Source organism: Dactylosporangium sp. NPDC050588, from assembly GCF_040654975.1.
Classification (GTDB): Bacteria; Actinomycetota; Actinomycetes; order Mycobacteriales; family Micromonosporaceae; genus Dactylosporangium; species Dactylosporangium maewongense.
Genome location: NZ_JBFAJA010000101.1, coordinates 1 through 22,753, shown reverse-complemented (window position 1 = coordinate 22,753; position 22,753 = coordinate 1). Strand labels below are relative to the sequence as shown.

20 protein-coding genes and 1 pseudogene are annotated in these 22,753 nt (G+C 73.1%); 11 read left to right on the top strand and 10 right to left on the bottom strand.

Going from position 1 to position 22,753, the window contains the following annotated elements:
* Positions 1-72: 72 nt before the first annotated feature.
* The 8 genes and pseudogenes from AB0I21_RS48265 to AB0I21_RS48230 all read left to right on the top strand — a co-directional run.
* A pseudogene (locus AB0I21_RS48265) lies at positions 73-144 on the top strand (hypothetical protein); the annotation flags it as partial.
* Positions 145-218: 74 nt separating this feature from the next.
* The gene (locus AB0I21_RS48260) at positions 219-611 is read left to right on the top strand and encodes a beta-L-arabinofuranosidase domain-containing protein (RefSeq protein ID WP_360571385.1); all 393 of its coding nucleotides are present in this window, start codon (positions 219-221) and stop codon (positions 609-611) included.
* 213 nt (positions 612-824) lie between these two features.
* Positions 825-1,532, top strand: a complete 708-nt coding sequence (locus AB0I21_RS48255) for a DUF4386 family protein (protein ID WP_360571350.1) — start codon at positions 825-827, stop codon at positions 1,530-1,532.
* A gap of 44 nt (positions 1,533-1,576) precedes the next feature.
* A complete protein-coding gene (locus AB0I21_RS48250; protein ID WP_360571348.1) occupies positions 1,577-2,752 on the top strand; it encodes a sensor histidine kinase in 1,176 nt (391 codons plus the stop codon).
* Positions 2,749-3,444, top strand: a complete 696-nt coding sequence (locus AB0I21_RS48245; RefSeq protein WP_360571346.1) for a response regulator transcription factor — start codon at positions 2,749-2,751, stop codon at positions 3,442-3,444. The genes AB0I21_RS48250 and AB0I21_RS48245 overlap by 4 nt, the downstream gene beginning before the upstream one ends.
* A gap of 300 nt (positions 3,445-3,744) precedes the next feature.
* A complete protein-coding gene (locus tag AB0I21_RS48240; protein ID WP_360571344.1) occupies positions 3,745-5,148 on the top strand; it encodes an MBL fold metallo-hydrolase in 1,404 nt (467 codons plus the stop codon).
* A gap of 2 nt (positions 5,149-5,150) precedes the next feature.
* Positions 5,151-5,726 (top strand): rhodanese-like domain-containing protein, encoded by a 576-nt coding sequence (locus tag AB0I21_RS48235; protein WP_360571342.1) that lies wholly within the window; start codon positions 5,151-5,153, stop codon positions 5,724-5,726.
* Positions 5,727-5,823: 97 nt separating this feature from the next.
* Positions 5,824-6,600: a sulfite exporter TauE/SafE family protein gene (locus tag AB0I21_RS48230; protein ID WP_360571340.1), complete on the top strand. Its 777-nt coding sequence runs from the start codon at positions 5,824-5,826 to the stop codon at positions 6,598-6,600.
* Positions 6,601-6,658: 58 nt separating this feature from the next.
* On the opposite strand, the gene AB0I21_RS48225 is transcribed toward AB0I21_RS48230, so the two are convergent.
* Entirely contained in the window at positions 6,659-6,928 is a 270-nt protein-coding gene (locus AB0I21_RS48225; RefSeq protein WP_344513859.1) for a metal-sensitive transcriptional regulator, read from the bottom strand.
* 264 nt (positions 6,929-7,192) lie between these two features.
* Here AB0I21_RS48225 and AB0I21_RS48220 point away from each other — a divergent pair, with 264 nt between their 5' ends.
* A complete protein-coding gene (locus AB0I21_RS48220) occupies positions 7,193-12,523 on the top strand; it encodes an AAA family ATPase (protein WP_360571338.1) in 5,331 nt (1,776 codons plus the stop codon).
* Between the two features lie 30 nt (positions 12,524-12,553).
* Here the strand turns inward: AB0I21_RS48220 and AB0I21_RS48215 are convergent, their stop codons facing one another.
* A complete protein-coding gene (locus AB0I21_RS48215) occupies positions 12,554-14,428 on the bottom strand; it encodes a DUF4118 domain-containing protein (RefSeq protein ID WP_360571336.1) in 1,875 nt (624 codons plus the stop codon).
* A gap of 425 nt (positions 14,429-14,853) precedes the next feature.
* Between AB0I21_RS48215 and AB0I21_RS48210 the strand changes: the two genes are divergently transcribed.
* The gene (locus AB0I21_RS48210) at positions 14,854-15,747 is read left to right on the top strand and encodes an aminoglycoside phosphotransferase family protein (RefSeq protein ID WP_360571334.1); all 894 of its coding nucleotides are present in this window, start codon (positions 14,854-14,856) and stop codon (positions 15,745-15,747) included.
* Between the two features lie 73 nt (positions 15,748-15,820).
* Here the strand turns inward: AB0I21_RS48210 and AB0I21_RS48205 are convergent, their stop codons facing one another.
* The 7 genes from AB0I21_RS48205 to AB0I21_RS48175 all read right to left on the bottom strand — a co-directional run bounded on the left by AB0I21_RS48205 (position 15,821) and on the right by AB0I21_RS48175 (position 21,539).
* Positions 15,821-16,552: a phosphotransferase gene (locus AB0I21_RS48205; RefSeq protein WP_360571332.1), complete on the bottom strand. Its 732-nt coding sequence runs from the start codon at positions 16,550-16,552 to the stop codon at positions 15,821-15,823.
* Between the two features lie 57 nt (positions 16,553-16,609).
* Positions 16,610-17,470: an ABC transporter permease gene (locus tag AB0I21_RS48200; protein WP_360571330.1), complete on the bottom strand. Its 861-nt coding sequence runs from the start codon at positions 17,468-17,470 to the stop codon at positions 16,610-16,612.
* On the bottom strand, positions 17,430-18,218 hold the full coding sequence (locus AB0I21_RS48195) for an ATP-binding cassette domain-containing protein (RefSeq protein WP_360571328.1): 789 nt from the start codon (positions 18,216-18,218) through the stop codon (positions 17,430-17,432). The genes AB0I21_RS48200 and AB0I21_RS48195 overlap by 41 nt, the downstream gene beginning before the upstream one ends.
* A gap of 68 nt (positions 18,219-18,286) precedes the next feature.
* Positions 18,287-18,982, bottom strand: coding sequence for a CPBP family intramembrane glutamic endopeptidase (locus AB0I21_RS48190; RefSeq protein ID WP_360571326.1), 696 nt, complete (start codon positions 18,980-18,982; stop codon positions 18,287-18,289).
* Positions 18,983-19,035: 53 nt separating this feature from the next.
* Positions 19,036-19,563, bottom strand: a complete 528-nt coding sequence (locus AB0I21_RS48185) for a hypothetical protein (RefSeq protein WP_360571324.1) — start codon at positions 19,561-19,563, stop codon at positions 19,036-19,038.
* Between the two features lie 267 nt (positions 19,564-19,830).
* Positions 19,831-20,145: a response regulator transcription factor gene (locus AB0I21_RS48180; protein ID WP_360571322.1), complete on the bottom strand. Its 315-nt coding sequence runs from the start codon at positions 20,143-20,145 to the stop codon at positions 19,831-19,833.
* Between the two features lie 8 nt (positions 20,146-20,153).
* Positions 20,154-21,539, bottom strand: a complete 1,386-nt coding sequence (locus tag AB0I21_RS48175) for a histidine kinase (RefSeq protein ID WP_360571320.1) — start codon at positions 21,537-21,539, stop codon at positions 20,154-20,156.
* A 248-nt stretch (positions 21,540-21,787) separates the two neighbouring features.
* Between AB0I21_RS48175 and AB0I21_RS48170 the strand changes: the two genes are divergently transcribed.
* Complete coding sequence (locus AB0I21_RS48170; protein WP_360571318.1) at positions 21,788-22,222, top strand: hypothetical protein; 435 nt, start codon at positions 21,788-21,790, stop codon at positions 22,220-22,222.
* A gap of 102 nt (positions 22,223-22,324) precedes the next feature.
* Here the strand turns inward: AB0I21_RS48170 and AB0I21_RS48165 are convergent, their stop codons facing one another.
* On the bottom strand, positions 22,325-22,507 hold the full coding sequence (locus AB0I21_RS48165) for a hypothetical protein (RefSeq protein WP_360571316.1): 183 nt from the start codon (positions 22,505-22,507) through the stop codon (positions 22,325-22,327).
* Positions 22,508-22,753: the final 246 nt, after the last annotated feature.

Sequence of the window (22,753 nt, the reverse complement as noted above, 5' to 3'; positions counted from 1 at the left end):
GGCGCCGCCGGGGGGAGCCACGACGGCGGTGGAGGCGCGGGGGACGAGGCGGCAGGGCAGGGCACGCTGGCCGTGGACGGGGTCGCCGTCGAGACCGGCGACGCCAAGCTGCTGGAAGCCGCGGAGCGGCTCTGGGATTCGGCCGTCATGACCAAGACCTACATCACCGGCGGGCAGGGATCCCGGCACCGTGACGAGGCGTCGGCGACCCGTATGAACTGCCGCCGGACCGCGCGTACGCCGAGACGTGCGCGGCGATCGGCAGCTTCCACTGGGCGTGGCGGCTGCTGCTGGCGACCGGCAAGGCCCGCTACGCCGAGGAGATGGAGCGGCTGCTGTACAACGGCATCGCCGCCGGCACCGCCCTGGACGGCACCGCGTTCTTCTACTCCAACCCGCTGCAGCTGCGCACCGGCCACGACGGCGACGACGAGGACGCCCCCGGGCAGCGGCTGCCGTGGTACACCTGCGCCTGCTGCCCACCCAACCTCGCGCGCCTGATGGCGTCGCTGCACACCTACGCCGCGACCGGCGACGCCGAAGGGCTGCAGCTGCACCGTGCTGCGACGGGCGGCAGGTCGGCGGGACTCCTACGTACACGATCCTCTTGATCCGACCAAGGTACGGCCTCGTCCTCCCACTATGGCCGGCGCGGCCCCGGTCCTCTTCGAGGTGATCGCAGGCGGACGGCTGCTGTTCAGGCGGGTGCGGGCACCCACGCGGGCCGGCGTACTCCCAGCGGAGTACGCCGGCGCAGTAGCCGCTTCCCCGACTGTCTCCAGCCGGCGGACGATCGCGGCGGCCGGTTGCGACAGTCTCGTGGCATGTCCATCGCATGCACTTCCTCGTCCGGCATGACCGCCGGTGTCACCGGCCGCCGCGCGCTGCGTACGGCTGCCCTCGGGGCATTCGGCTTCGACGTGTTCTACGTGGTCCATCGGCTGCTGCAAGGGCTCGGTCCGGACGGGGACACCCCCGCCGCTGTCGCCGCGTTCAACGTGGCGCACCGGTCGGCGCTGGTGGCCGGCGAGGTCGCCGTCGGCGCGGCGTTGCTGGCGGCGGTCGTGTTCGTCGCGGCCCTGGCCCCGGTCATACGTAAGGCTGGTCAGGACACGCTTGCCACCGCGACCACGATCATCGGCACGGTGTTCGTCGCGCTCGGGTTCGTGTCCCAGGCCGCCGAGACCGCGCTCGTCGGAGCCGCCGACGCGGCCGACCTGTCGGCGGTGCTGGCACTGAACCAGCTGCAAGGACGCACGCCGGTCGTGTGGAGCATCGCCGCGCTCACCGCCGTGGTCTCCCTCAGCGTGCTTCGTACCGGGCTGCTGCCGAGGTGGCTCGGCGCCGGCGGGCTCGTCGCGGCCGGCGTGTTCGCCCTGGGATCGACGTTCAGCGTGCTCGGCCGGACCGTCGAAGGCGGCTCTTCCCTGTTCGGTGTCGGCCTGTTCGTCACGTGGATGCTGGTGCTGGCGGTGTTCCTGTGGCGGGCCGCCGGCGGACCGGCCCGGGCGGCTACCGTGGGCGCGTGTTGAGGGGCGGACCGTTGTCGCGGCGTTGGATGGTCGATGCCGGGATCGTGCTCGCAGTGCTGGTCGCGGACGAGATCGCGATCGCGACCGGCCGCGAAGTGGGTTCGGTCGATCGGGACTGGTTCGCGTACGCGCTCGGGGTGGCGATGGCGGTGCCGTTGCTGGTGCGCCGGTGCTACCCGACGGTCGTGCTGTACGTGGTCGCGGCGGTGTTGCTGCTGTTCTACGCCCTCAACTATCCGGGCTTCCCGCCGGGACTGGTGCTCGCGGTGCCCCTGTACGACGCGACCCGCGCCGGGCGGTTGTGGTGGGCGGTGTCGGTGCCGGTGTTCTTCCTGAGCGCCGGTGCCATCGCGCTGATCGCGCACCGGAGGACGCCGGCGCTGGACGTGCTCTCCGCGTTCCTGCCGCAGGCCGCGACGATCGCGGTGGCGATCCTGCTCGGCGCGCTGATGCGCAGCCGGGCCGCGTACGCCGCCGAGGTGCGGCTCCGGCTGACCCGCGCCGACCGGGAGCGTGAGCTGGAGGCGCGCCGGCGGGTCAGCGAGGAGCGGCTGCGGATCGCCCGGGACCTGCACGACACGGTGGGGCACGCGATCGCCACCATCACCGTGCAGTCAGCCGCCGCGCTGCAGCTGCTGGACCGAGACCTGGAGCGCAGCCGGGAGGCGCTGGAGGCCATCCGCGGCACCGGCCGGGCGGCGCTGACCGAGATGCGGGCCACCCTTGGCGTGCTGCGTTCCGATGATCCGGCCGCGGATCCGGCCGCCCTGCCGGACCGGGACGCCGGCCTGCACCGGCTGCCCGACCTGCTGGCCGCGGTACGGGCCGCCGGGCTCCGCGTGGAGGTGGACGGCGACCTCGCCGACCAGCGGCTGCCGGGACCGGTGGATCAGGTGGCGTACCGGGTGCTGCAGGAATCGCTGACCAACGTGCTGCGGCACGCCGGGCAGCGGGCCGGCGCCGAGGTGCTGCTGCGGGCGACGCCCGAGTCGGTGACCGTCGAGGTACGCGACGACGGGCCGGGCCACGACGCCGGTGCCGCACCGCTGGACGCGACGGGCGGTACACCTCCCAGTGGGCGCGGCCTGCAGGGCATGCGGGAACGCGTCGAGATGCTGGGTGGACGGCTGACGGCCGGTCCCCGGCCGGGCGGCGGCTTCCAGGTCCGGGCGATACTGCCTCGGGATGCGCCGCAGGCGCCGGAAGGTGGGGTGTCGTGATCCGGGTGCTGCTCGTCGACGACCAAACCCTGGTGCGGGCCGGCTTCCGGGCGCTGCTGGAGGGTGTGCCCGACATCGAGATCGTGGGCGAGGCCGGCAACGGAGGCACGGCGGTAGCGCTCGCCCGGCAGCTGCGCCCGGACGTCGTGCTGATGGACATCCGGATGCCCGATGTGGACGGTGTCACCGCCACGCGACTGATCACCGGCGACGCCCAGCTGTCCGGGGTCCGGGTTCTGGTGCTGACCACGTTCGCCGAGGAGGACGACGTGTTCGCCGCCCTGCGCTCCGGCGCCAGCGGCTTCCTGGTCAAGGACACCGACCCGGACGAACTGGTGCAGGCGGTGCGCGTGGTGGCCCGGGGCGACGCGCTGCTGTCGCCGAGCGTCACCCGGGCGGTGATCCGACGCTCGGTCCAGTCCGGGCGGCCCGCGGCCAGGCGGAGGCCCGAGCCGCCGGAGCTGGCCCTGCTCACCGCCCGGGAGCGGGAGGTGGTGCAACTCGTCGCGGCCGGACTGAGCAACGACGACATCGCGGTCCGCCTGGTGGTCAGCCCGCTCACCGCGAAGACCCACGTGGCGCGCGCGATGGCGAAGGTCGGTGCGCGGGACCGGGCGCAGTTGGTGGTCTTCGCCTACCAGAACGGCCTGGTCACCCCCGACGGGTACGACGCCGGGAGCACGGGCCGGTAGCAGGCCGCTCCGGGCCGTGTTCCGCCGGCCTCCAGCGCCGGCGGCACCGCGCCCAGGTGCGGGGATGCCGCCGAGGGTGACGATCTCCACACGCCGTCGGATACCCCCGGGGGTATATTGGAGCCAAGGCGGGCGTACGTTCCACACATACCCCCGAGGGTATCTTTGAGGAGTTCTGCTGGCCGTTCGCGAGCACAGCGTCGGGCAGTTGCGGGACCGCGGCGCCCGGTCGGGCGTGCCGCTGGATGTGCGCAGGCCGCCGGCGGAGACACCCGGCAACGACGAAAGGTGACAACAGCAATGACGATCGACGTCGAGGTCGTGGCGACCTCGTCCCTGGGTGACCGCAGCTACCTGGCCCACGACGGCCAGGTCGCGGTGGTGGTCGACCCGCAGCGCGACATCGACCGCGTCCTGGCGCTGGCCGGCCGGCTCGGCGTGCGCATCACGCACGTGGTGGAGACCCATCTGCACAACGACTACGTCTCCGGAGGGCTGGCCCTGGCGAAGGTGACCGGCGCGGCGTACCTGGTGGCGGCGGCCGACGCGGTGGCCTTCCACCGGGTGGCAGTGACCGGCGGCGACGAGATCACCGTGTCCGGGCGGTTACGGCTGGCCGTGGTGGCGACGCCGGGACACACGTTCCACCACCTGTCGTACGTGCTGCACGGCCCGACCGGACCCGTCGGGGTGTTCACCGGCGGATCATTGCTGTTCGGTACCACCGGCCGGACCGACCTGCTCGGCAAGGAGCACGCCCACACCCTGGCCCGGCATCAGCACGCCTCCGCCCGCCGGCTGGCCGACCTGCTGCCCGACGGTGCGCAGGTGTGGCCTACGCACGGGTTCGGCAGCTTCTGCTCGGCCACCCAGTCCGACGCGTCGGAGTCCACCATCGGCAGGGAGCGGTCCGCCAACCCGGTGCTGCGGCTGGAGGCCGACGACTTCGTCTCCACGACCCTTGCCGGGCTGGACGCCTACCCCGCGTACTACGCCCACATGGGTGCCCGCAACGCCGACGGCGCCGACGCGATCGACCTGACCCCCGTCCGGCCCGCCGGCGCCGACGAGCTGCGTGCCCGGATCGCCGCGGGGGAGTGGGTGGTGGACCTGCGCTCGCGCAAGGCGTTCGCCCGCCAGCACCTGACCGGCACGCTGAGCTTCGGCCTGGACGGACCGATGTCCACCTGGCTGGGCTGGCTGGCCCCGTGGGGCGCCCCGATCACCCTGCTCGGGGAGTCACCGGAGCAGGTCGCCGCCGCACAGCGGGAACTGGCCCGGATCGGCATCGACCGCCCCGCCGCCGCGGCCACCGGCACCCCGCGGCAGCTGGCCGGCGGCGACGCCGCGCGGTTGGGCGAGCTGACCACCGCCACCTTCGCCGACCTGGCCGCCGCCCGCGACGGCCGTCCCCCGCACGGACTGCCCGCCCCCGACGTCGTGCTCGACGTGCGTATGAGCAACGAGTGGCGGGCCGGCCACATCGACGGCGCGGCGCACATCCCGCTGCCCGACCTGCCGCACCGCCTCGACGCCGTGCCTGACGGGGTGATCTGGGTGCACTGCGGCTCCGGCTACCGGGCGGCGGCAGCGACCAGCCTGCTCGTCCGCGCCGGCCGCCGCGTCGTGCACATCGACGACGCCTACGCGCAGGCCACTGCGGCAGGCCTGCCCACCGTCACCACCGACAAGGAAGACAGCTGATCGTGGCCAACACCTCCACCCTGCCCGTCGACGACCTGCGCCACCTCGTGGAATCCGGCGGCCCGCCCCGCCTCATCGACGTGCGCACCCCGGGCGAGTTCGAGACCGCCCACATCCCCGGCTCCTACAACGTCCCTCTCGACCTGCTCCGCGAGCACCGCGACGAACTGCTCGCCCACCTCGACGAACAGGTCGTCCTGGTCTGCCGTTCCGGACAGCGGGCCGGCCAGGCCGAACAGGCCCTCGCCGCGGCCGGGCTGCCCAACCTGCGCGTGCTCGACGGCGGGATGACCGCCTGGCAGGCCGCCGGCGGGCCGGTTCGCCGCGGCCGGGCCCGCTGGGACCTCGAACGCCAGGTCCGGCTGGTCGCCGGCTCGATCGTGCTCGTCGCGGTCCTGCTCAGCGTGGTGGCGGCGCCGGTGAAGTGGATCGCCGGTCTCGTCGGCGCCGGGCTGACCGTCGCCGCGCTGTCGGGCACCTGCGTGATGGGGATGCTGCTGGCCAAGCTGCCCTACAACCGAGGCCCCCGCACCGACCTGGACAGCGTCATCAGGTCGTTGGCCGCCGACCGGCCGTGACCGCCACGAGGAAAGCGGCCGGCCGTGCCGGCGACAGCGGCGGGCACACCCCGCGCGGCGCCGCCGGCGACCTGCCGATCCCGCAGAGGGGCCCACGATGATCGCGGCACTCGGCCTGGGCGCCGTGATCGGCGTCCTGCTCGGCCTGCTCGGCGGCGGCGGCTCGATCCTGGCCGTGCCGGCCCTCGTCTACGGCGTCGGACTGCCGCTGCGCGCGGCGGTGCCGACCTCCCTGCTCGTGGTCGGCCTCTCCTCGGCCGCCGCCGTGCTGCCCCGGCTGCGTGCCGGACAGGTGCGCTGGCGCATCGCCGCCGTGTTCGGCGCCGCCGGCGCGGTGTCGGCGTTCGCGGGCGCCGCGGTCAACCGGCTGCTCGACCCTCGGATCGTGCTGATCGGGTTCGCGGTCATGATGGTCGCCGCCGGGACACGGATGCTGCGCCGGCCGGGCGGCGAGGGCGGGGACTGCGCCCTGCCCAGCGGCGGGGTGAACTGGCGCGGCTGCCTGCCCAAGTCCGTCGGTGCCGGCGTCGCCGTCGGGTTCCTCACCGGCCTGTTCGGCGTCGGCGGCGGGTTCCTCATCATCCCCGCCCTCGTCCTGCTGCTCGGCCTGCCGATGACCGCAGCGGTCGGCACGTCCCTGGTCATCATCGTGATCAACTCGGTGGCCGGCTTCGTCGCGCACGCCGGCGACACCACCGTCGACTACAGGATCGCGGCTGGTTTCACCGCCGCGGCGATCATCGGCTCGCTGGCCGCCGCCCGCGTCGCCACCCGGCTGCCCGCCGACCGGCTGCGCCGCTGGTTCGCCTACGTCGTCTTCGTCATCGCCGCGTTCGTGGTGACCCAGACCCTGCTCCACCCGGCCGCCGGCTGAGGTCGCGTCGTCAGGCCAGGGAGTCGTCAGGCCAGGGAGTCGTCAGGCCAGGGAGTCGTCAGGCCAGGGACAGGAACAGCTTCTCCAGCTGGGCGACGTCGATCGCCGGCTCCCGGTCGTCCGCCTCCGCGGTGACACATTGCCGCAGCCCGGTGGCGATGATCTTGAAGCCGGCCCGGTCGAGCGCCCGGGACACGGCCGCGAGCTGGGTGACCACCTCCGCGCAGTCCCGGCCGTCCTCGATCATCGCGATCACGCCGCGGATCTGGCCCTCGGCGCGCCGCAGCCGCTTGATGACGTCGCCGAGGGCGTCCTGGTCGATCTGCATGCCTGCTCCTCACCGCGCTGTGCCGTTCAGGATACCCCCTGGGGTACGCCGCGCGGCGTGTCGGCGATCACCGCGACGTGCGGTCGACCCTGGGGGCCGAACGTGGTTTGGGGGGCGCCCATACCTGGAAAGGGGCGTCAGTACGGTAGAGGTGGGGATTCGACCGTCCGTGGAGGTGTCCGGATGGGGGCAGGCGAAGTGCCGCCGGGCGGGGTTCCACCTGACCGTGTACTCCACGAGAGTGAGCGCACGCGGGTCAGCCGGGTGTCGGTCGATGGGCGCGTCGTCATCCGCAAGGAGCCGCTGGGGCCGGATGCGGCGCGGCGGGTGCAGCACGAGGTGGCGATCCTCGAGCGCCTGCGCGGTGTCTGGGGCGTCGCGCAGCTGGCCGAGGTGCCGCGGTGCCCGGGCGCGGTCAGCCTGGCCGACGTCGGCGGCACGAGTCTGGGTGCGCCGGCGAAGCCCCTGGCGGTCGCGGAGCTGATCCCGCTGGCGACGGGGCTGGCCCGCGCGGTGGCGGGGATGCACCGCCGGGGTGTGCTGCACCGCGACATCACGCCGGCGAACATCCTGGTCTGCCGGGACGGTGCGCCGTGCCTGGTCGACTTCGCCCTGGCGTCGTCGCTGGCGCAGATCCGCCCGGAGTTCACCCACCACAGCGAGATCGTGGGGACGCTGGCGTACCTGGCGCCGGAGCAGACCGGACGCACGGGCTGGCCGGTGGACCAGCGGGCCGACCTGTATGCGTTGGGTGCCACGCTGTACGAGCTGGCGACGGGTGAGCCGCCGTTCGGCTCCGGCGACCCGCTGCGCCTGACACACGATCATCTCGCGCGGGTGCCGGTGCCGCCGGCTCAGGTGAACCCGGCGCTGCCGGCGCCGTTGTCCGAGATCGTCATGCACCTGCTGGAGAAGGAGCCGGGCAACCGGTATCAGACGGCCGACGGCCTGGTGTACGACCTGGAGCGGCTGCGCGACGCCGGCCCGGCTGCGGCGGGGCTGCGGGTCGGCGAGCATGACGTGCCGCTGCGGCTGATGCCACCGTCGCGGCTGGTGGGACGCGACGCGGAGGTGGCGACGCTGACGGTGGCGTTCGAGGAGGCGCTGGCCGGCCGGTGCCGGGGGGTGCTGGTCAGCGGTGCGCCGGGGGTCGGCAAGACGGCGCTCGTCGATGCGCTGCGCCCGGTGGTGACCGGCGGCGACGGCTGGTTCGTGACGGGCAAGTTCGACCAGTACCGGCGCGACCTGGAGTTCGACGCCTTGCATCAGGCGTTTCGCGGACTGGGTCAGCTGTTGCTGGCCGAGCCGGAGGAGGAGCTGGCCGAGGTCCGCGAGCGGATCCTGCGTGCGGTGGGGTCGAACGCCGGCCAGCTGGCCGCGGTGGTGCCGGAGTTCGCGGCGCTGCTGGGGGTGCCGCCCGATCCGGGCGATCCGCTGACCGCGCAGGCCCGGGTGCAGCGCACGTCGGTGGAGGCGTTGCGGGCGGTCGCCTCGCGGAAGCGGCCGATGGTGGTGTTCGCCGACGACCTGCAGTGGGCGGGGCGCACGCCGCTGGGCATGGTCGACCTCATGCTGAGCGAGGAGCCGGTCGAGGGCCTGTTGCTGGTCGCCGCCTATCGCGACGGCGAGGTGGACGCGGCCCATCCGCTGGCGGCGCCGCTGGCGCGGTGGCGGGACCAGGCGGGGGTGCGGCACCTGCGGCTGGTCGACCTGCCTGTCCCCGGCACGGTCGCCATCGTCGCGGACATGCTCCACGTGCCGCGGGCCGAGGCGGCCAGGCTGGTGCGGCTGATCGACCCGTTCGTGTCCGGCAATCCGTACGAGACGGTGGAGCTGCTCAACTCGCTGCGGCGCGACGGTGCGCTGACCGCGACCGCTGCCGGGTGGCGGTGGGATCCGGCGGCCGTGCGGGCCCGGCTGGTCCGCTCGGAGGTTGCCGGGTCGCCGCCGGCGGGTGTCGCGGCGGTCCCCGGGCGGACGCGGCGGGTGGTGGAGGCGATGGCGTGCCTCGGCGGGCGGGGCGACCTGAGCCTGTTGCAGGCCGCCACCGGCGTACCGGCGGGCGTGCTGGAACGGCGGCTGGCGCCGGCGCTCGCCGAGGGTCTTCTGGTGGTGGAGCCCGGTGCGCATCAGGGCGTGCGGTTTCGTCACGACCGGATCCGCGACGGGGTCCTGCGCGGGCTGGCGCCCGGGCGTCGGGCCGGGTTGCAGCTGGACCTGGCGCGGCGGCTGGCGTGCGTGCCGGAGTTGTTCGCGGCGGCGGCCGAGCAGTACCTGCCGGTGATCGACGCCGTCGAGGATGCCGCGGAGCGCCGGCGGGTGGTGGGCCTGCTGCGGCGAGCCGCCGGCCAGGCGGCCCTGATCGGCGACTACGTCCTGGTCAACGCGCTGCTGGCGGCCGCGGTGCCGCTCGTCGATCCCGGCGACGTCACCACGCTCGTCGAGGTCAGCACCGCACGCCACCGCGCCCTGTACAGCGTGGGCCGCCTGGAGGAGGCGGACGAGGAGTACCGCACGATCGAAGGGCTGTGTCCCACCGCCCTGGGCCGGGTGGACGCGACGGTGGTGCAGGCGCGCAGCCTGATGCACCGTAACCGCAATCAGGAGGCGGTCGCGCTCGGCCTGGAGTCGCTGCGTGAGCTCGGCCTCGCCGTCCCGGCCGCGGATCGGCTCGCCGAGGAGGTCGACCGCCAGATCACCCTGCTGTACCGGTGGCTGGAGCACACCGAAGACGCCGACGAACTGGCCCGCCCGGACCTCACCGACCCGACGCTGCTCGCCGTGGCCCGGGTGATCAGCGCGATCCTGGGGGCGGTCTACTTCGCCGCCGACCAGGCCACGTTTGACTGGTTGAGCCTGGAGTCGCTGCGGATCTGGATCGAGCATGGCCCCGCCCGTCCGCTGCTCGGCCCGGCCAGCCACACCGCCTTCACCGCCATGGCGACCTTCAGCGACTACGCCGCCGGGTGGCGGGTGATGCGGCGGGTCCTGGCACTGGGTGAGGCGCGCGGCTACGAGCCCGAGACCTCCCAGGTGCGTTTCCTGTCCTCCCTGGTGGGCTGCTGGTCCGAGCCGGTCGAACGCACCGTCGAGGAGGCCCGGCGGGCCCGGAAGGGGTTGATCGCCGGGGGCGAGCTGGCCAACGCCCTGCACACGTACTTCGTGATCAGCGGGGCCCTGCTGGACTGCGCGCCGCTGGACACCTGCCTGGCCGAGGTGGACGCCGGGCTGGCCTTCGCGCAGCAGACCGGCGGCGCGCACATCCGCGAGACGCTCGACAGCTACCGGTGGTTCGCCGGCGTGCTGCGCGGCGACCGGTCCAGCAGGGCCGGCTGGGCACTCCCGGCGGACAGGTACGCCGACAACCCGCTGGCCGAGCTCCACGCGCATGCGACCCGCGCGCTCGCCGCCGCCGTCTTCGGTGATCCGGCCGCCCTGACCCGGCACGCCACGGCGGCGACACCGCTGCTGCCGGCGTCCCCCGGTGTCTACATCGCGGCCCTGGTCCACCTGCTGCACGGGCTGGCGCTCGCCGAGCAGGTCCGCGCCGCCGAGGGAGAGCGGGACGGCCCGCTGCGGGAGCTGGACGAGGAGGCGCGCTGGATGGCCGCCCGCGCCAGGGACGTGCCGGTCAACTTCCAGCACCTGCTGCGGCTGCTCGAGGCCGAGCGGGCCTGGGCCGTCGGTGACTTCCGCGCCGCCGTCCTCGCCTTCGACGCCGCGCTGCGCCACGTCATCGAGCAGGAGCGCCCATGGCACCGTGCCCTGATCTCCGAACGCGCGGCCCGGTTTCTCCTCGACCACGGCGTCGAACGCGCCGGCTACGGCCTGCTCGTCGAGGCCCGCAAGGACTACCTCGACTGGGGCGCCACCGCGAAGGTCACGCAACTGGACTGGGCCTACCCGAAGCTGCGGTTCCAACCCGACCCGAGCGTCGGTCCGGCGGCCGACCTGTCCCGCCGCCGCGCCACTGTCACGACCGGAACGATCGACCTGCTCGGTATCCTCTCCGCTTCCCAGGCACTCAGCTCCGAGACCAGTATCGACGGACTCCACACCCGCCTGGTCAAGGTCCTCAGCGCGATCGCCGGCGCCACCGGCGTCAGTCTCCTCATGAGCAGTGACGACCAAGGCGAGTGGCTCCTGCCCGCGCCCGGCCGCGTCACCCCCGTCACCGGGACGGGCCACGAACAGCTCGCACCACTGTCCGTCCTGCGATACGCCCAACGGATACCTGCCCCGCTCGTCGTCGACGACGCCACCCGCGACGACCGCTTCTCCCGCGACCCCTACTTCACCGACGTCACCTGCTGCTCCCTGCTCGCCGTGCCGATCGTCGGCCGCGGCACGCTGCGCGCCGTGCTCCTGCTGGAGAACCGCCTCATCCGCGGCGCGTTCACCACCGAACGGCTCGACGCCGTCGAGCTCATCGCCGGTCAACTCGCCGTGTCCCTCGACAACGCCCACCTCTACGCCGAGCACCGCCGCATCGCCAACGAGCAGGCCGCCCTGCGACGCGTCGCCACCCTCGTCGCCCACGGCGTCGGCCCCGGCCCCGTCTTCACCGCGGTGGCCGAGGAGGTCGCGGCCCTCTTCGGCGCCGACAGCACGGCGATCGTCCGGTTCGAGCCGGACGGCGAGGCGACCGCCATGGGCGGCTTCCCGCACGAAGACCCGCCATCAGCTTCACGTGCCAAGCTCGAAGCCGACTCGGTGCTGGCATCGGTGCAGGCCACCGGCCAGGCGGCCCGCCGTGACGCGGGCCGGCCCAACTGGGCGGACCTTCCCATCCCGTGCCGCTGCGCGGTCGCCAGCCCGATCGCGGTCGAGGGCGCGCTCTGGGGCGCCATCGGCGTCGGTTCCCAGAGCCACCGGCTGCCCCAGGACACCGAACGCCGCCTGGCAGACTTCACCGAGCTCGTGGCCACCGCGATCGCCAACGCCGAGAGCCGCACCGAGCTCACCACGTCCCGCGCCCGCATCGTCGCCACCGCCGACCAGACGCGCCGGCGCATCGAACGCGACCTGCACGACGGCGCCCAGCAACGCCTCGTCGCGCTCGCCCTGCAGCTGCGCGCGACCCAGGCGACGCTCCCACCCGACCTCGACACGGTCGCCCAGCAACTCGAACAAGCCGTCGCCACGGCCACGACCGCCGCCGACGAGCTCCGCGAGACCGCGCACGGCATCCATCCGTCGATCCTCACCGCCGGTGGGCTCCGTCCGGCGCTGCGGTCACTCGCCCGCCGTTCACCGATCCCCGTCGAGCTCAACCTCCAGACGGTGGGACGGCTCCCGGAACCCATCGAGGTCAGCGCCTACTACATCGTCGCCGAATCACTCACCAACGCGGCGAAACACGCCCATGCCTCGAGCATCGCCATCACCGTCACCACCGACCCCGCCCTGCGTGTCAGCGTCCAGGACAACGGCATCGGCGGCGCCGACTTCACCCACGGCACCGGCCTGCTCGGCCTCAAAGACCGCGCCGAGGCGCTCGGCGGCCGCATCACGCTGTACAGCCCGCGCGGCGCCGGCACCCGTCTCAGCGTCGAAATTCCCCTCACGGGCGCGGACGGCGACCCCGATCGGTGACGCGCCGGTCGTGCCGGGGTGCCGGTCGCTTCAGGTGCCACCGAACGACCAGTCGGCCTCCGAATCCTGACGGTCGTGGCCGCCCATCGGCAGCCGCGCGTTGACGGTCGTGCCGCGGCTGGCGGGGCTGGTCAGCGTCAGCGTGCCGCCGAGTGCCTCGACGCGGTCGCGCACGTCGGCCAGGCCCGGACCCGGGTCGGGGCTGCCGGCACCGTCGTCGCGGATGGTCACGCTGAGGACCTCGCCCTGCACGGTCGCGTCCGTCGCCGAATCCTCGGTGATGTCGAGCTCGACCTCGATCGCCGAGGTGCCGGCGTGCTCGGCCGAGTCGGCGAGCGCCTCGGAGACCACGTGGTAGGCGGCGACCTCGACGAAGTCGGGCAGGCGACGGTGCGGCCCGCCGCGGACCGTCACCGGGACGGGGCAGCGGCGAGCGAGCGCCTTGACCGCGGGGACGAGCCCGCCCTGGGAGAGCAGCGACGGGTGGATGCCGCGGACGATCTGCTGGAGGGCCTCGAAGGCGCCGTTCAGCCCCGCGGTGGTGTCGGACAGCCGGGACCGCAGCTCGCCGAGCTCCTCTGGGATCAGTGCCTCGGAGATGCGCAACTCGAGCCCGAGCGAGATGAGCCGCTGCTGCACGTGGTCGTGGAGCTGGCGTTCGATGCCGCGGCGGGCCTCGTCCGCGGCGAAGACGAGCCGGACCCGTGACGCGGTGAGCTCCGTGCGGCTCTCGGTGTTGGCGATCGCGGTCGCGACGAGATCGGTGAACTGGGCGAGCTCGTGCTCGGTGCCGCACGGCGGTGGGCCCTGGCCCCAGTGGCCGACGAGGACACCCCACACCTGGCCGTCGACGATGATCGGCGCACCGACGGAGGCGCGGAAGCCCTCGGCGCGGGCGATGTCGACGACCAGGCCGCTGGTGTCCTGGTAGGAATCCAGGCGAGCCGGACGGGCGTCGCGCAGCACCAGGTCCGCGACGCCGCCGGCGGCGTCGAGCCGCTGGCCCAGCAGCAGCTGGACTCCCGGCCTTCTGCTCCACTCGGCGACGACGCTCACCTCGCTGGTGCCTTCCCGGCGCAGCACCCGGACGGCGTCCGCGTTGAACAGTTCAGCCGCCTCGGCGGCGACCGCGGCGACCAGCTTGGCGGGAGCGACGCCGTGGGCCACGAGCTCCGCCACCCGCCGCAGCGCCGCCTGTTGCGTGAGCAGTGCCTGCAGCGCCGCCCGGCTCGCCTGCAGCGACCTGCCGGCCCGTAACACCGTCGCCAGCCCGGGCACCACACCGTCGCGCAGGCGCCCCATGACCCGGTCCGGCAGATCCGCGGACACGACGAGCGCGCCCGGTTGCAGCGGCAGCTGTACCCGGCCGTCGTGCGGTGGGACGGCGTCGAGCTCGATCGCGGCGTACGGCAGGCGCATGGCCTCCGCGATCCGGGCGGCGGCCTCCGACAGGACCGCTCGCACGTCGTCGGCGCCGAGGATGAGCCGGGTCAGCTCGGCGACCGCGTCGCTCTCCCGGCGCCGCTGGATGGTCTCGATCGCCCCCGAGCGGGCCAGCTGCGCCACCGAGCTGGCGACCCCGGCCACCATGAGGTACACGGAGAGCCCGAGCCAGTCCCGCCAGTCCTCCGTCTCGAAGCGCCAGAACGGCGGGGTGTAGAAGAAGTCGAACGCGAGTGTGCTGACAATCGACGTCGCCACACCCAGCCACAAGCCCCACACGGTGGAGACGACGAGCACACCGGGCAGGTAGACGATGGCCACGGCCTCCACGGCGGCGAGGTGCCGGAGCGGGTAGACCAGCAGCGTCTCCACGACGATGAACCCGACGCCGACCGCGATCCCTGCGGCGAGGGGCGGCGGACCCAGCCGTACCAGCCACGCCGCCAAGCGTGCCTGCATCATCGGTCCCCTTCTCCAACGGTCCCGTGTAACGGATCGGACGGAACCCGTCGAGCGGAGGCAACCATTCGATGGTAGGGCGGGCACGCACCGGACGTTCGCCCCAGTGGCGGTCCTGGCGCCGCGGGTCACCCCCTGAATCACCCCCGTCCACCCGGCGTGCGGCGCCGGTCGCTCGCCCAGGTGGCGCGACCGTCTGGTCAACCATCCAGGGCCGCTGTACAGTCAGCTCGATTGTGCTTGCACCGGTTCGCCAACCCCCCTCGGCGAATCAGCACGTGGCCATGCGGCGCAGCCCACGCCCCCCGGGGTGCGCCGCACGGTCACCTCCCACTGATGCCCCGTCGGTAAAGCGGGTGCATCGACGAATTGCCAGTCCTGGAGTGCTTGGGGTGGATCTTTCACATCTCGGCGCGCCGATCGGTCCGATGATCCGTGTCCACGGCGGGTACGCCAACCGGATGTACCGGCTCGACACCGACCAGGGGTCGTTCGCGGTGAAGGAGCTGAACCTCGTCGACCGCCGCACGGCATACCGCGTCGAGGACGTGTTCAGGTTCGAGCGGGCGGCCTTCGCCGCCGGCGTCCCGATGCCGGAGCCGGTCTCGGCGAGTCACGACACGCTCGTCCACCGGTGGGCGGAGGGCGAGAAGGTGCCCGAAGCGCCAGTGCCGGCGGCGTACGCGTTCGAGGTCGGTGAGACCCTCGCCCGCATCCACGCGCTCGACGTCGCGTGGACCGGTGTCTCGACCGAGGAGCCGACGGCACGGGACTGGCCCGAGCTCGCCGAGCGGGCGACGGCGACCCGGCAGCCCTGGGCCGGCGAACTCGCCTCCCAGGTCGAGACGTTCCTCGCGATCGCCCATTTCGTCGACACCTGCGAGCGACCGGGCCCCGTCGTGTTGACCCACCGGGACATCCAACCGTGGAACCTGCTCTCGCACGAGGGCCGGCCGGTGGTGCTCGACTGGGAGCTCTCGGGGATGCTCGACCTGTCCAGCGAGCTCGGCTCCACCGCGCTGAGCATCGCGAAGGGACCCGGCTTCGACGACATCCAGCCCGCCGTCTTCCGCTCGGTCCTCGACGGCTACGTCGCAGGAGGCGGAGTGCTGCCGCCGTGGGGTCCGAGCTGGTTCGTGTTCATGATCGGCGGCTGGCTGGGGCACATCAGGTGGAACATCCTGCGCTGCCTCGCCGGTGTCGAGGCGGGCACCGGCCCCGAGCTCGCGCTGTCGCACGAGTCCGCCCGCGACGGCGTGCGCGGCCTTCCCGACCTGTTCGGCCGGCTCCCGCAACTGCAGGAGCTGCTCAGGTCCCCGTGACCGGGGCCGGGTTGCCGCTGCCGGGGTGTGGTGTCAGGTTGCCCGCCACGGTCGAGGCCTGATCGTCGCGTCGTCAGACCGCTCGGACTTCGGCGAGCCGCTTGACCGAGTAGTCGTCGTCCCAGCAGACGGCGGCCTCCCATGCGGCCGACGCTTGGGTGGCGATGTCGTACGCATCGTCGTCGAGGCCGGCGGCGTTGTCGGGCAGCGCGAGGTCGAGGTCGGGCACGTCGACGTGCGCCTCGTCCCAGTCGATCAGCGCGACCTGATCCGCGGTCATGCGGACGTTGCGGGGGTTGGGGTCGCCGTGCACGACGCAGGTCTGACGTCCGGCGAGCCGCGCCCACGCCGCCCGGCACCGGGCCACGCCCTCCGGGGGCATCGCGCCGAGGTCGACCTTCGTCCCGGTCTCGGCGTGCAGGAGGTCGGTCGACGACCGCCAACCGGGACGCTGCGGCCAGCCCCGCGTCAACCGGTGCAGCTCACGGAGCGCTTCGGCCACGCGACGCCAGTCGGCCTGCGTCTCGGGCGGTCCGCCCTCCAGGTAGGTCATCACGACCAGACCATCGGCGAACAACCGGCCGTCCGTGGTCGGGATCGGCACCGGCACGGTCAGACCTTCACGGTCGAGGTGCTGGAGCAGCCCGGTCTCCCACGCGAGGTCGGCGTCGCTGCGGCGGCCGAGCCGGCCGACCGCGAGCTGTCCGTCGACCCGCACGCTCCACACATCGTTGGCGACGCCGCCGGCGAGCCGCTCGATGCGGGCGACGTCATCACCCCACTGCCCGAGCGCCTCCCACCCCATTCGCCACACCTTACAGACCGGCACCTCGGGAAGGACCGCGGCGAGGAGCCGGCATTGTCAGAGCACGACCCGGGGGTAGAGGTGTGCCGCCACCGCGACGAGGACCAGGAGCGTCCCGGTCAGCACGGCGAAGTCCAGCGGCAGCCCGAAGGCGCTGGTGCCGCCTTGCAGCATGAGGGTGCGCAGGATGTCCGTCTGGTACGTGAGCGGGTTGGCCTTGGCCAGCCACTGCAGCGCGGTGGGCATGATGGCGATGGGGTAGATGGCGTTGGAGGCGAAGAACAGCGGCATGGTGAGGATCTGCCCGATGCCCATGAACCGTTCGCGGGTCTTGACCAGGCAGGCGATGATCAGCGAGAAGGTGGCGAACACGGCCGCGCCCAGGACCAGCGCGACGACGACGCCGGCCAGCGGCGCCGGGGCGAACGCCAGGTTCACGCCCAGCGCGGCCGCGATCAGGTAGACGATGGCGGCCTGGGCGAGGGCGCGTACCCCGGCCGAGAGCGCCTTGCCGAGCACGAGTGATGCCCGGGAGGCGGGGCTGACCAGGAACTTGTTCAGCACCCCGAGGTCGCGTTCCCAGATCACGGCGATGCCGTAGAAGATCGCGACGAACAGGGTGCTCTGGGCCAGGATCCCCGGTGCCAGGAAGTCGAGGTACGGCAGGTCCCCGGTCGGGATCGCCCGGGCGTGGGCGATCACCTTGCCGAACACGAGCAGCCACAGCACCGGCTGGACCGCTCGGGTCAGCAGCTCGACCGGGTCGTGGCGCAGCTTGCGGATCTCGACGTCGACGATCGTGGCGGTGTCCTGAGCGAACAGCAGCGGCACGGCCAGGCGCCGCAGCGCCGCCTGTACCGGGTACGAGAACTGGCGTTCAGCCGAGGCGCCGTGCGGTGCGCCGGGTCCGTTGGACATCGCGGAGCGCTCCTTCCTCCGTCTCCTCGGTCGCCGCGCTGTACGCGACGAAGACGTCATCCAGGTTCGCGTTCGGGCCCAGCCGGGCCTTCAGTTCCTCAGGGGTCCCGTGGACGACCACCGTGCCGCGGTGCATGATCGCCACCTGGCCGCACAGTTCGTCTGCCTCCTCCATGTCGTGTGTGGTGAGGAACAGGGTCGTGCCTTCCTGCGCGATCAGGTTGCGCAATTGCTCCCAGATGCCGTGACGGGCGACCGGGTCGAGCCCGATCGTGGGTTCGTCCAGGAACAGCACCGCTGGACGGTGCAGCATCGACTGGACGATCTCGAGCCTGCGGATCATCCCGCCGGAGAAGTCGCGGACCAGCTTGTGCGCCGCGTCCTGCAACCCCACCGACACCAGCGCCGCATCGATGCGCGTCCGCCGCTGCGCCCGGGGGATGTGGTACAGGCGGGCGAAGACCAGCAGGTTCTCCAACGCGGTCAGGGCACCGTCCGCGGAGAGCAGCTGCGGCACGTAGCCCACCAGGCGGCGAACCCGCGCCGGCTGCGTGCCGATGTCGAAGCCGGCGATCCTGGCCGTGCCCTCGGTCGGGGCCAGCAGCGTGGTCAACATCTTGATCGTCGTGGTCTTGCCGGCGCCGTTGCGTCCCAGCAGGCCGAACACCATGCCCTGCGGGACCGACAGATCCAGATGATCGACCGCGAGCAGCTCCCCGAACCGCCGGGTCAGGCCCCGGGTTTCCACCGCGAGATCCGGGTGACACCCCACCATCCCAGCATACGAAGCGTTCACCGGCTCATCGTCGCGCCGCCTCAGCGGAGCAGCAGGGGTGCCACCACGATCGCGAGGAAGTCCAGCAGGAAGTGCATCACCATCGGCGCCACCAGACTGTGCCGCCAGACGTAGACGGCGGCGAAGGCGAGACCGGTCGCACCCACGGTCAGGACTCCCGCGCTGCCTTCATACCCGTGCCCGACGGAGAAGAGCACCGAGGACAGCAGCACCGCCCACGCACGGCTGCGGAGGACACCGGCGATCCGCAGGATCAGATACCCGCGGAAGACCGTCTCCTCGGCGACGGCGACCACCGCGACCAGCGCCACGGCGAGGAGCAGCTGTCCGACCCCGGGTGCGGGCTGCAGGCTCGCGCTGGACGGCCGCGGCCCGGACAGGCCCGCGCCCCGCAGGACGGCGTCCAGCACCTGCGCCCCGACCAGGACCGGCACCGTCAGGGCGACCCCCCAGGCGACCTCCCGCCAGGCGGTGCGGCCGGTCCAGCCGATGACCGCGACCGGTTGCCGGGCACGGGCGAGCAGCAGCAGGACCAACGCGACGAGACCCGCGTCGCGCGCGATCGTCGCACTGGCCAGCAGAGTGAACGGCACGGCGGTCTGCCCGGCCGCGAAGTACGACAGCACCAGCGGCGGCACGAGCAGCAGCAGGAACACGCCCAACTCCGCCAGTTCCTGCCGGCGGGACAGGATGCCGGCGAAGGCCCGATCGTCCATCGGCCTCCACCTACTTCGCCCGGGCCACCCGGGAAGGTGGCCTCACGCCGGCGCTACATGCCGGTCGGCGATGGTGTCGCGCCCGGCGACGGCCGCATGCCGGTGTGCTCGTGCAGCCGGATGATCCGGGCGGTGTAGGTCTCGCTGGTGCCGGTGCCGCTGGTCGTGCCGGCGATGGTGATCTTCGTGCCCGTGGTCAGGGCGCCGGGCTGCAGGGTGTGCCGATGCTCGACGACCCGCAGGTTGTCGCCCATGGTCCACGTCCTGGTCCATCCGTCGGCCGACTTGACGGTGACCGACGACGCCGAGACGGCGGTGAGCGTGCCGTTCTGCATGGCCACGTTCACCTGTCCCTGCTTGGTCTGGATGACACCCTCGCCGTGCTCGACGTTCCTGAGCATGCCCCCGTGCCGGTAGCCGTGCGCGCAGGCCGTCGAGCCCATGCCCGGCGCCATGGTCTCCGGACCGCAGGCCGGAGCCGACGGGCTGGGCTGGGCCCCCGCCACTGCCGGCACGCCCACCGCGCCCACTCCGGCGAGCACAGCAGTGCTGAGTGCGAGTCCGATTCGATGGAGTTTCATGGCCCCTCCTCATTTGGACCAAGGCTGCCGATACCACCGCCGGACCGGCGACAAACCCGCTGCCGGCAGATCACAGACAACTCACAGCCGCGCCGGCACGTCGTCCGGGCGAGACGCCGGCGGTGCCGTCACCGGCGGCCCTGGCCTGACTGATCGCGCCGGCGACCCCGTCGTGAACGAACGGGAAGGGCGCCAGACGGTCCGCGGGCCAGCCGGTCGGCGGCCCGCGGTGGGTCACGACGGCGCTCCGAAGCCCGCCAGAGGCGCTCAGAGCCAGCCGGCGTTGCGGGCGATGCGGGCGGCGTCGATGCGGTTGTGGGCGCCCACCTTGCTGATGGCGTTCGACAGGTAGTTGCGCACGGTGGCACCGGACAGCGAGAGGCGCCGGGCGATCTGGTCGGTCGGCAGGCCGCTCTCCGACTCCCGCAGCACGTCCGCCTCCCGCGGGGTGAGCGGCGACGTGTCGGTCTCCAGCGCGGCCGCGATCAGATCGGGGTCGATCACCCGTTCGCCCGCGTGCACCCGCCGCACCCCGGCGGCCAGCGCCTCCGCGGGCGCGTCCTTGACGATGAAGCCGTGCACGTGGGCCTTCAGCGGGACGCGTCGCTGTGCCGCGGCAGGTTGGTGGTGCCCTCGCGCACGGCCCACGCCAGCACCGGGTGCGGGGTCGCGGCCCCGACGACCTCCGTGTCGACGCCGGCCGCCGCGAGCAGCGCGGCCGCCGCCGTGACCTCGTCGCCCAGCGTCACCGCATGCTCGTGGCGGGTGATCGCGTACATGTCGTGCGGCGCCGAGCGGGCCGCCTGCGCGATGCCGGCGATCTCGGCGTGCGCGGCGGCCGCGTCGAGGGGCAGCAGGCGTACGGCCAGATCGCCCTTCAACGAGATCGCCGACAGGCTCTGCCCGAGCAGGTCGTGCAGGTCACGCGAGACACGGACCCGCTCCCGCTCCACGGCCGACTGGGCCAGCTCCGTCCGGGTCTCGTGCAGCTCGCGCAGCAGCCGGACCAGCTGCACCGTGCCGTACATGGCGAGGATGAACACCGCCGCGGTGGCCGCCATGTAGCCGAGGCCGAAGATCTTGTCGCCGGTGGGCAGGTTCCTGACGAGCACGACCTGATTGGCGAGGCAGATCGTGTAGGGCACCACGAACCCCGCGGCCCGGCTGCGCCGGCCGGGCAGCAGCGACATCGCGGCGGCCCCGACGGTCATCATCGGGGCGCTCCAGGCCTCGTGCAACCAGAGCCGGGGCACCTCGGCAACGAGTGCCTGGGCGGCCAGCGTGACCGGCCAGCCGGCCGGCTGTACGCCCCGGGCCGCGGCGACGCGGAGGTCGGGCTCCGCCGCGCCGGGCGCCGCGTCGCGCAGCACGGCCGCGCCGGCCGCGATGGACCGCAGCTGCGCGCCGACGGTGCCGGCCAGCTCGTCGTCGATGCGGAGCCGTTCGGCCAGCACCGCCTGCGCGGCGACCTCCTCGCGCGCCGCCTGCAGCTGGTGCAGCGCCCCGGCGAGCCACGCGGGCACGAGCGCCGCGCCCGCGCGGTCGATGAGGGCCACCGAGAACCAGCCCGGCGTGCCGTCCGGCACGAACGCGACGTGCAACGACACCACCGTGACCACGATCGCGGCGGCGGCGAGGGCGGACCACGGCGGCCGCAGCACGATGAGGACCGACGCCAGCAGCTGCGCCCCGGTGAGCTGCCACTCGGCGCCGGCCACGGCGAGGCCGGTGGCGTGGATGAGCGCCATCGCGGCGAGGGTCCATCCGCCCGCCCGCGGCCGCCGGGCGTGGGCCGCCGCCCAGAGGTGGTGCAGGTGCAGCGGCAGGAAGCCGGCGAGCAGCAGCACGGGCACCAGCAGGTCGACGGGGGTGGTCAGCGTGAACGCCCACTGCACGACGACGAGGACGATCGTCGCCACGATGGGCGAGAAGGTGACGTACCGCGGAATCGCGCCGGAGGGCGACAGAACGGCCACGACAGGTCCCCCACTCGATTGCTCAGGGGCCCACGGAACCCGGTCGGCCGCAGGCGCGGGCCGGTCAGCACGGCTGTCACGGGCACGAGCGTGCCGTGCGCACGGGCGCGTCGGTAGGAACGAAACTCCACTACCGGCGATGAGAATTGTCATCGTCGACTGCCCACATTCCGTTCTGCCGCGCGCGGCGCCGCGACCGGCAGTCTGGGCGCAGCGCCGGATCGGCCGGCGCCCCGGATGGAGGCATCGTGACCACCACTTCGCGCACCGTCGTCGGCAACATCACGCTCTCGCTGGACGGCCGGATCGCCGGCCGCGGCGGCCCGTACGACATGGGCTGGATCGTGCCGCACGCCGTCACCGACGAGTCCCGCTCCCACATGCTGCGCGTGACCGGACCGGCCACGACGGCGCTGCTGGGCCGCGTCAACTACGAGGGGTTCGGCGGCTTCTGGCCGGCGGTGGCCGGCAACCCGGAGGCCGACCCCAAGGACCGCGAGTTCTCCCGCTGGCTCGACGCCGTCCTCGAGCGGCGCGCTCTGCCTGCTGTACGACCGGGTCTGATCAGTGGGGGCGGCACCGGCAGGCGGCTCAGCAGGGTATCGGCTGCCCGCCGGTGTTCGGCCGTTGGCCGGCGTCGCCCTCGACAGGCTCGATCCGTAGCACGTGCAGCGCGCCGGTGAGCCGCAGTACGTGCTGCACGATCGGCTGTGGATTGCCCCAGCTGTTGTCCGACCGTTGAAGGGCAGGTCTGGGTGCCCGGTTGCGCGATCACCCGTGGAGTTTCAGGCGCGCAGCAGAGAAGGGGACGGCCATGGTGAGAGGCTCGGGCCGAGCGACGGGGTCGGCCGCGTCGAATAGGCTTCGACGTCCCAGGAGGTGATGGTGTCGGCACGGTTGAGCGCCAGGGTGAAGGGGCCGAGGTCGATGCGGCCGACGGCCTGTTCGTCGGCCGGGAAGAACATCATCGGCCGTCTTCTTCACGGAGCCAGACTAGGAGTGCCGGCCGCGATTCGCTGCCCCGCCCGAAGTCGGACGCTGGTGGAGCGACATGACCTGGAAAGCCGACAGAAGAGGGCTGGCCCTGTAGGACCAGCCCTCTCACTTGAAGCGGTGTGCTTACCCGGTGAACGTGGCGGTGATCTGGGTGAACTGCCAGTTGTTCTGGGCGATGCCGCTGCAGTTGGACACGACGCCGCCGCCGGGGCAGGGGC

Excerpts from the sequence above, each read along its gene's own strand:
- AB0I21_RS48255 (WP_360571350.1), top strand. The coding sequence starts at position 825 with ATGTCCATCGCATGCACTTCCTCGTCCGGCATGACCGCCGGTGTCACC.
- AB0I21_RS48240 (WP_360571344.1), top strand. The coding sequence starts at position 3,745 with ATGACGATCGACGTCGAGGTCGTGGCGACCTCGTCCCTGGGTGACCGC.
- AB0I21_RS48230 (WP_360571340.1), top strand. The coding sequence starts at position 5,824 with ATGATCGCGGCACTCGGCCTGGGCGCCGTGATCGGCGTCCTGCTCGGC.
- AB0I21_RS48225 (WP_344513859.1), bottom strand. The coding sequence starts at position 6,928 with ATGCAGATCGACCAGGACGCCCTCGGCGACGTCATCAAGCGGCTGCGG.
- AB0I21_RS48215 (WP_360571336.1), bottom strand. The coding sequence starts at position 14,428 with ATGATGCAGGCACGCTTGGCGGCGTGGCTGGTACGGCTGGGTCCGCCG.
- AB0I21_RS48210 (WP_360571334.1), top strand. The coding sequence starts at position 14,854 with ATGATCCGTGTCCACGGCGGGTACGCCAACCGGATGTACCGGCTCGAC.
- AB0I21_RS48205 (WP_360571332.1), bottom strand. The coding sequence starts at position 16,552 with ATGGGGTGGGAGGCGCTCGGGCAGTGGGGTGATGACGTCGCCCGCATC.
- AB0I21_RS48200 (WP_360571330.1), bottom strand. The coding sequence starts at position 17,470 with ATGTCCAACGGACCCGGCGCACCGCACGGCGCCTCGGCTGAACGCCAG.
- AB0I21_RS48190 (WP_360571326.1), bottom strand. The coding sequence starts at position 18,982 with ATGGACGATCGGGCCTTCGCCGGCATCCTGTCCCGCCGGCAGGAACTG.
- AB0I21_RS48185 (WP_360571324.1), bottom strand. The coding sequence starts at position 19,563 with ATGAAACTCCATCGAATCGGACTCGCACTCAGCACTGCTGTGCTCGCC.
- AB0I21_RS48165 (WP_360571316.1), bottom strand. The coding sequence starts at position 22,507 with ATGATGTTCTTCCCGGCCGACGAACAGGCCGTCGGCCGCATCGACCTC.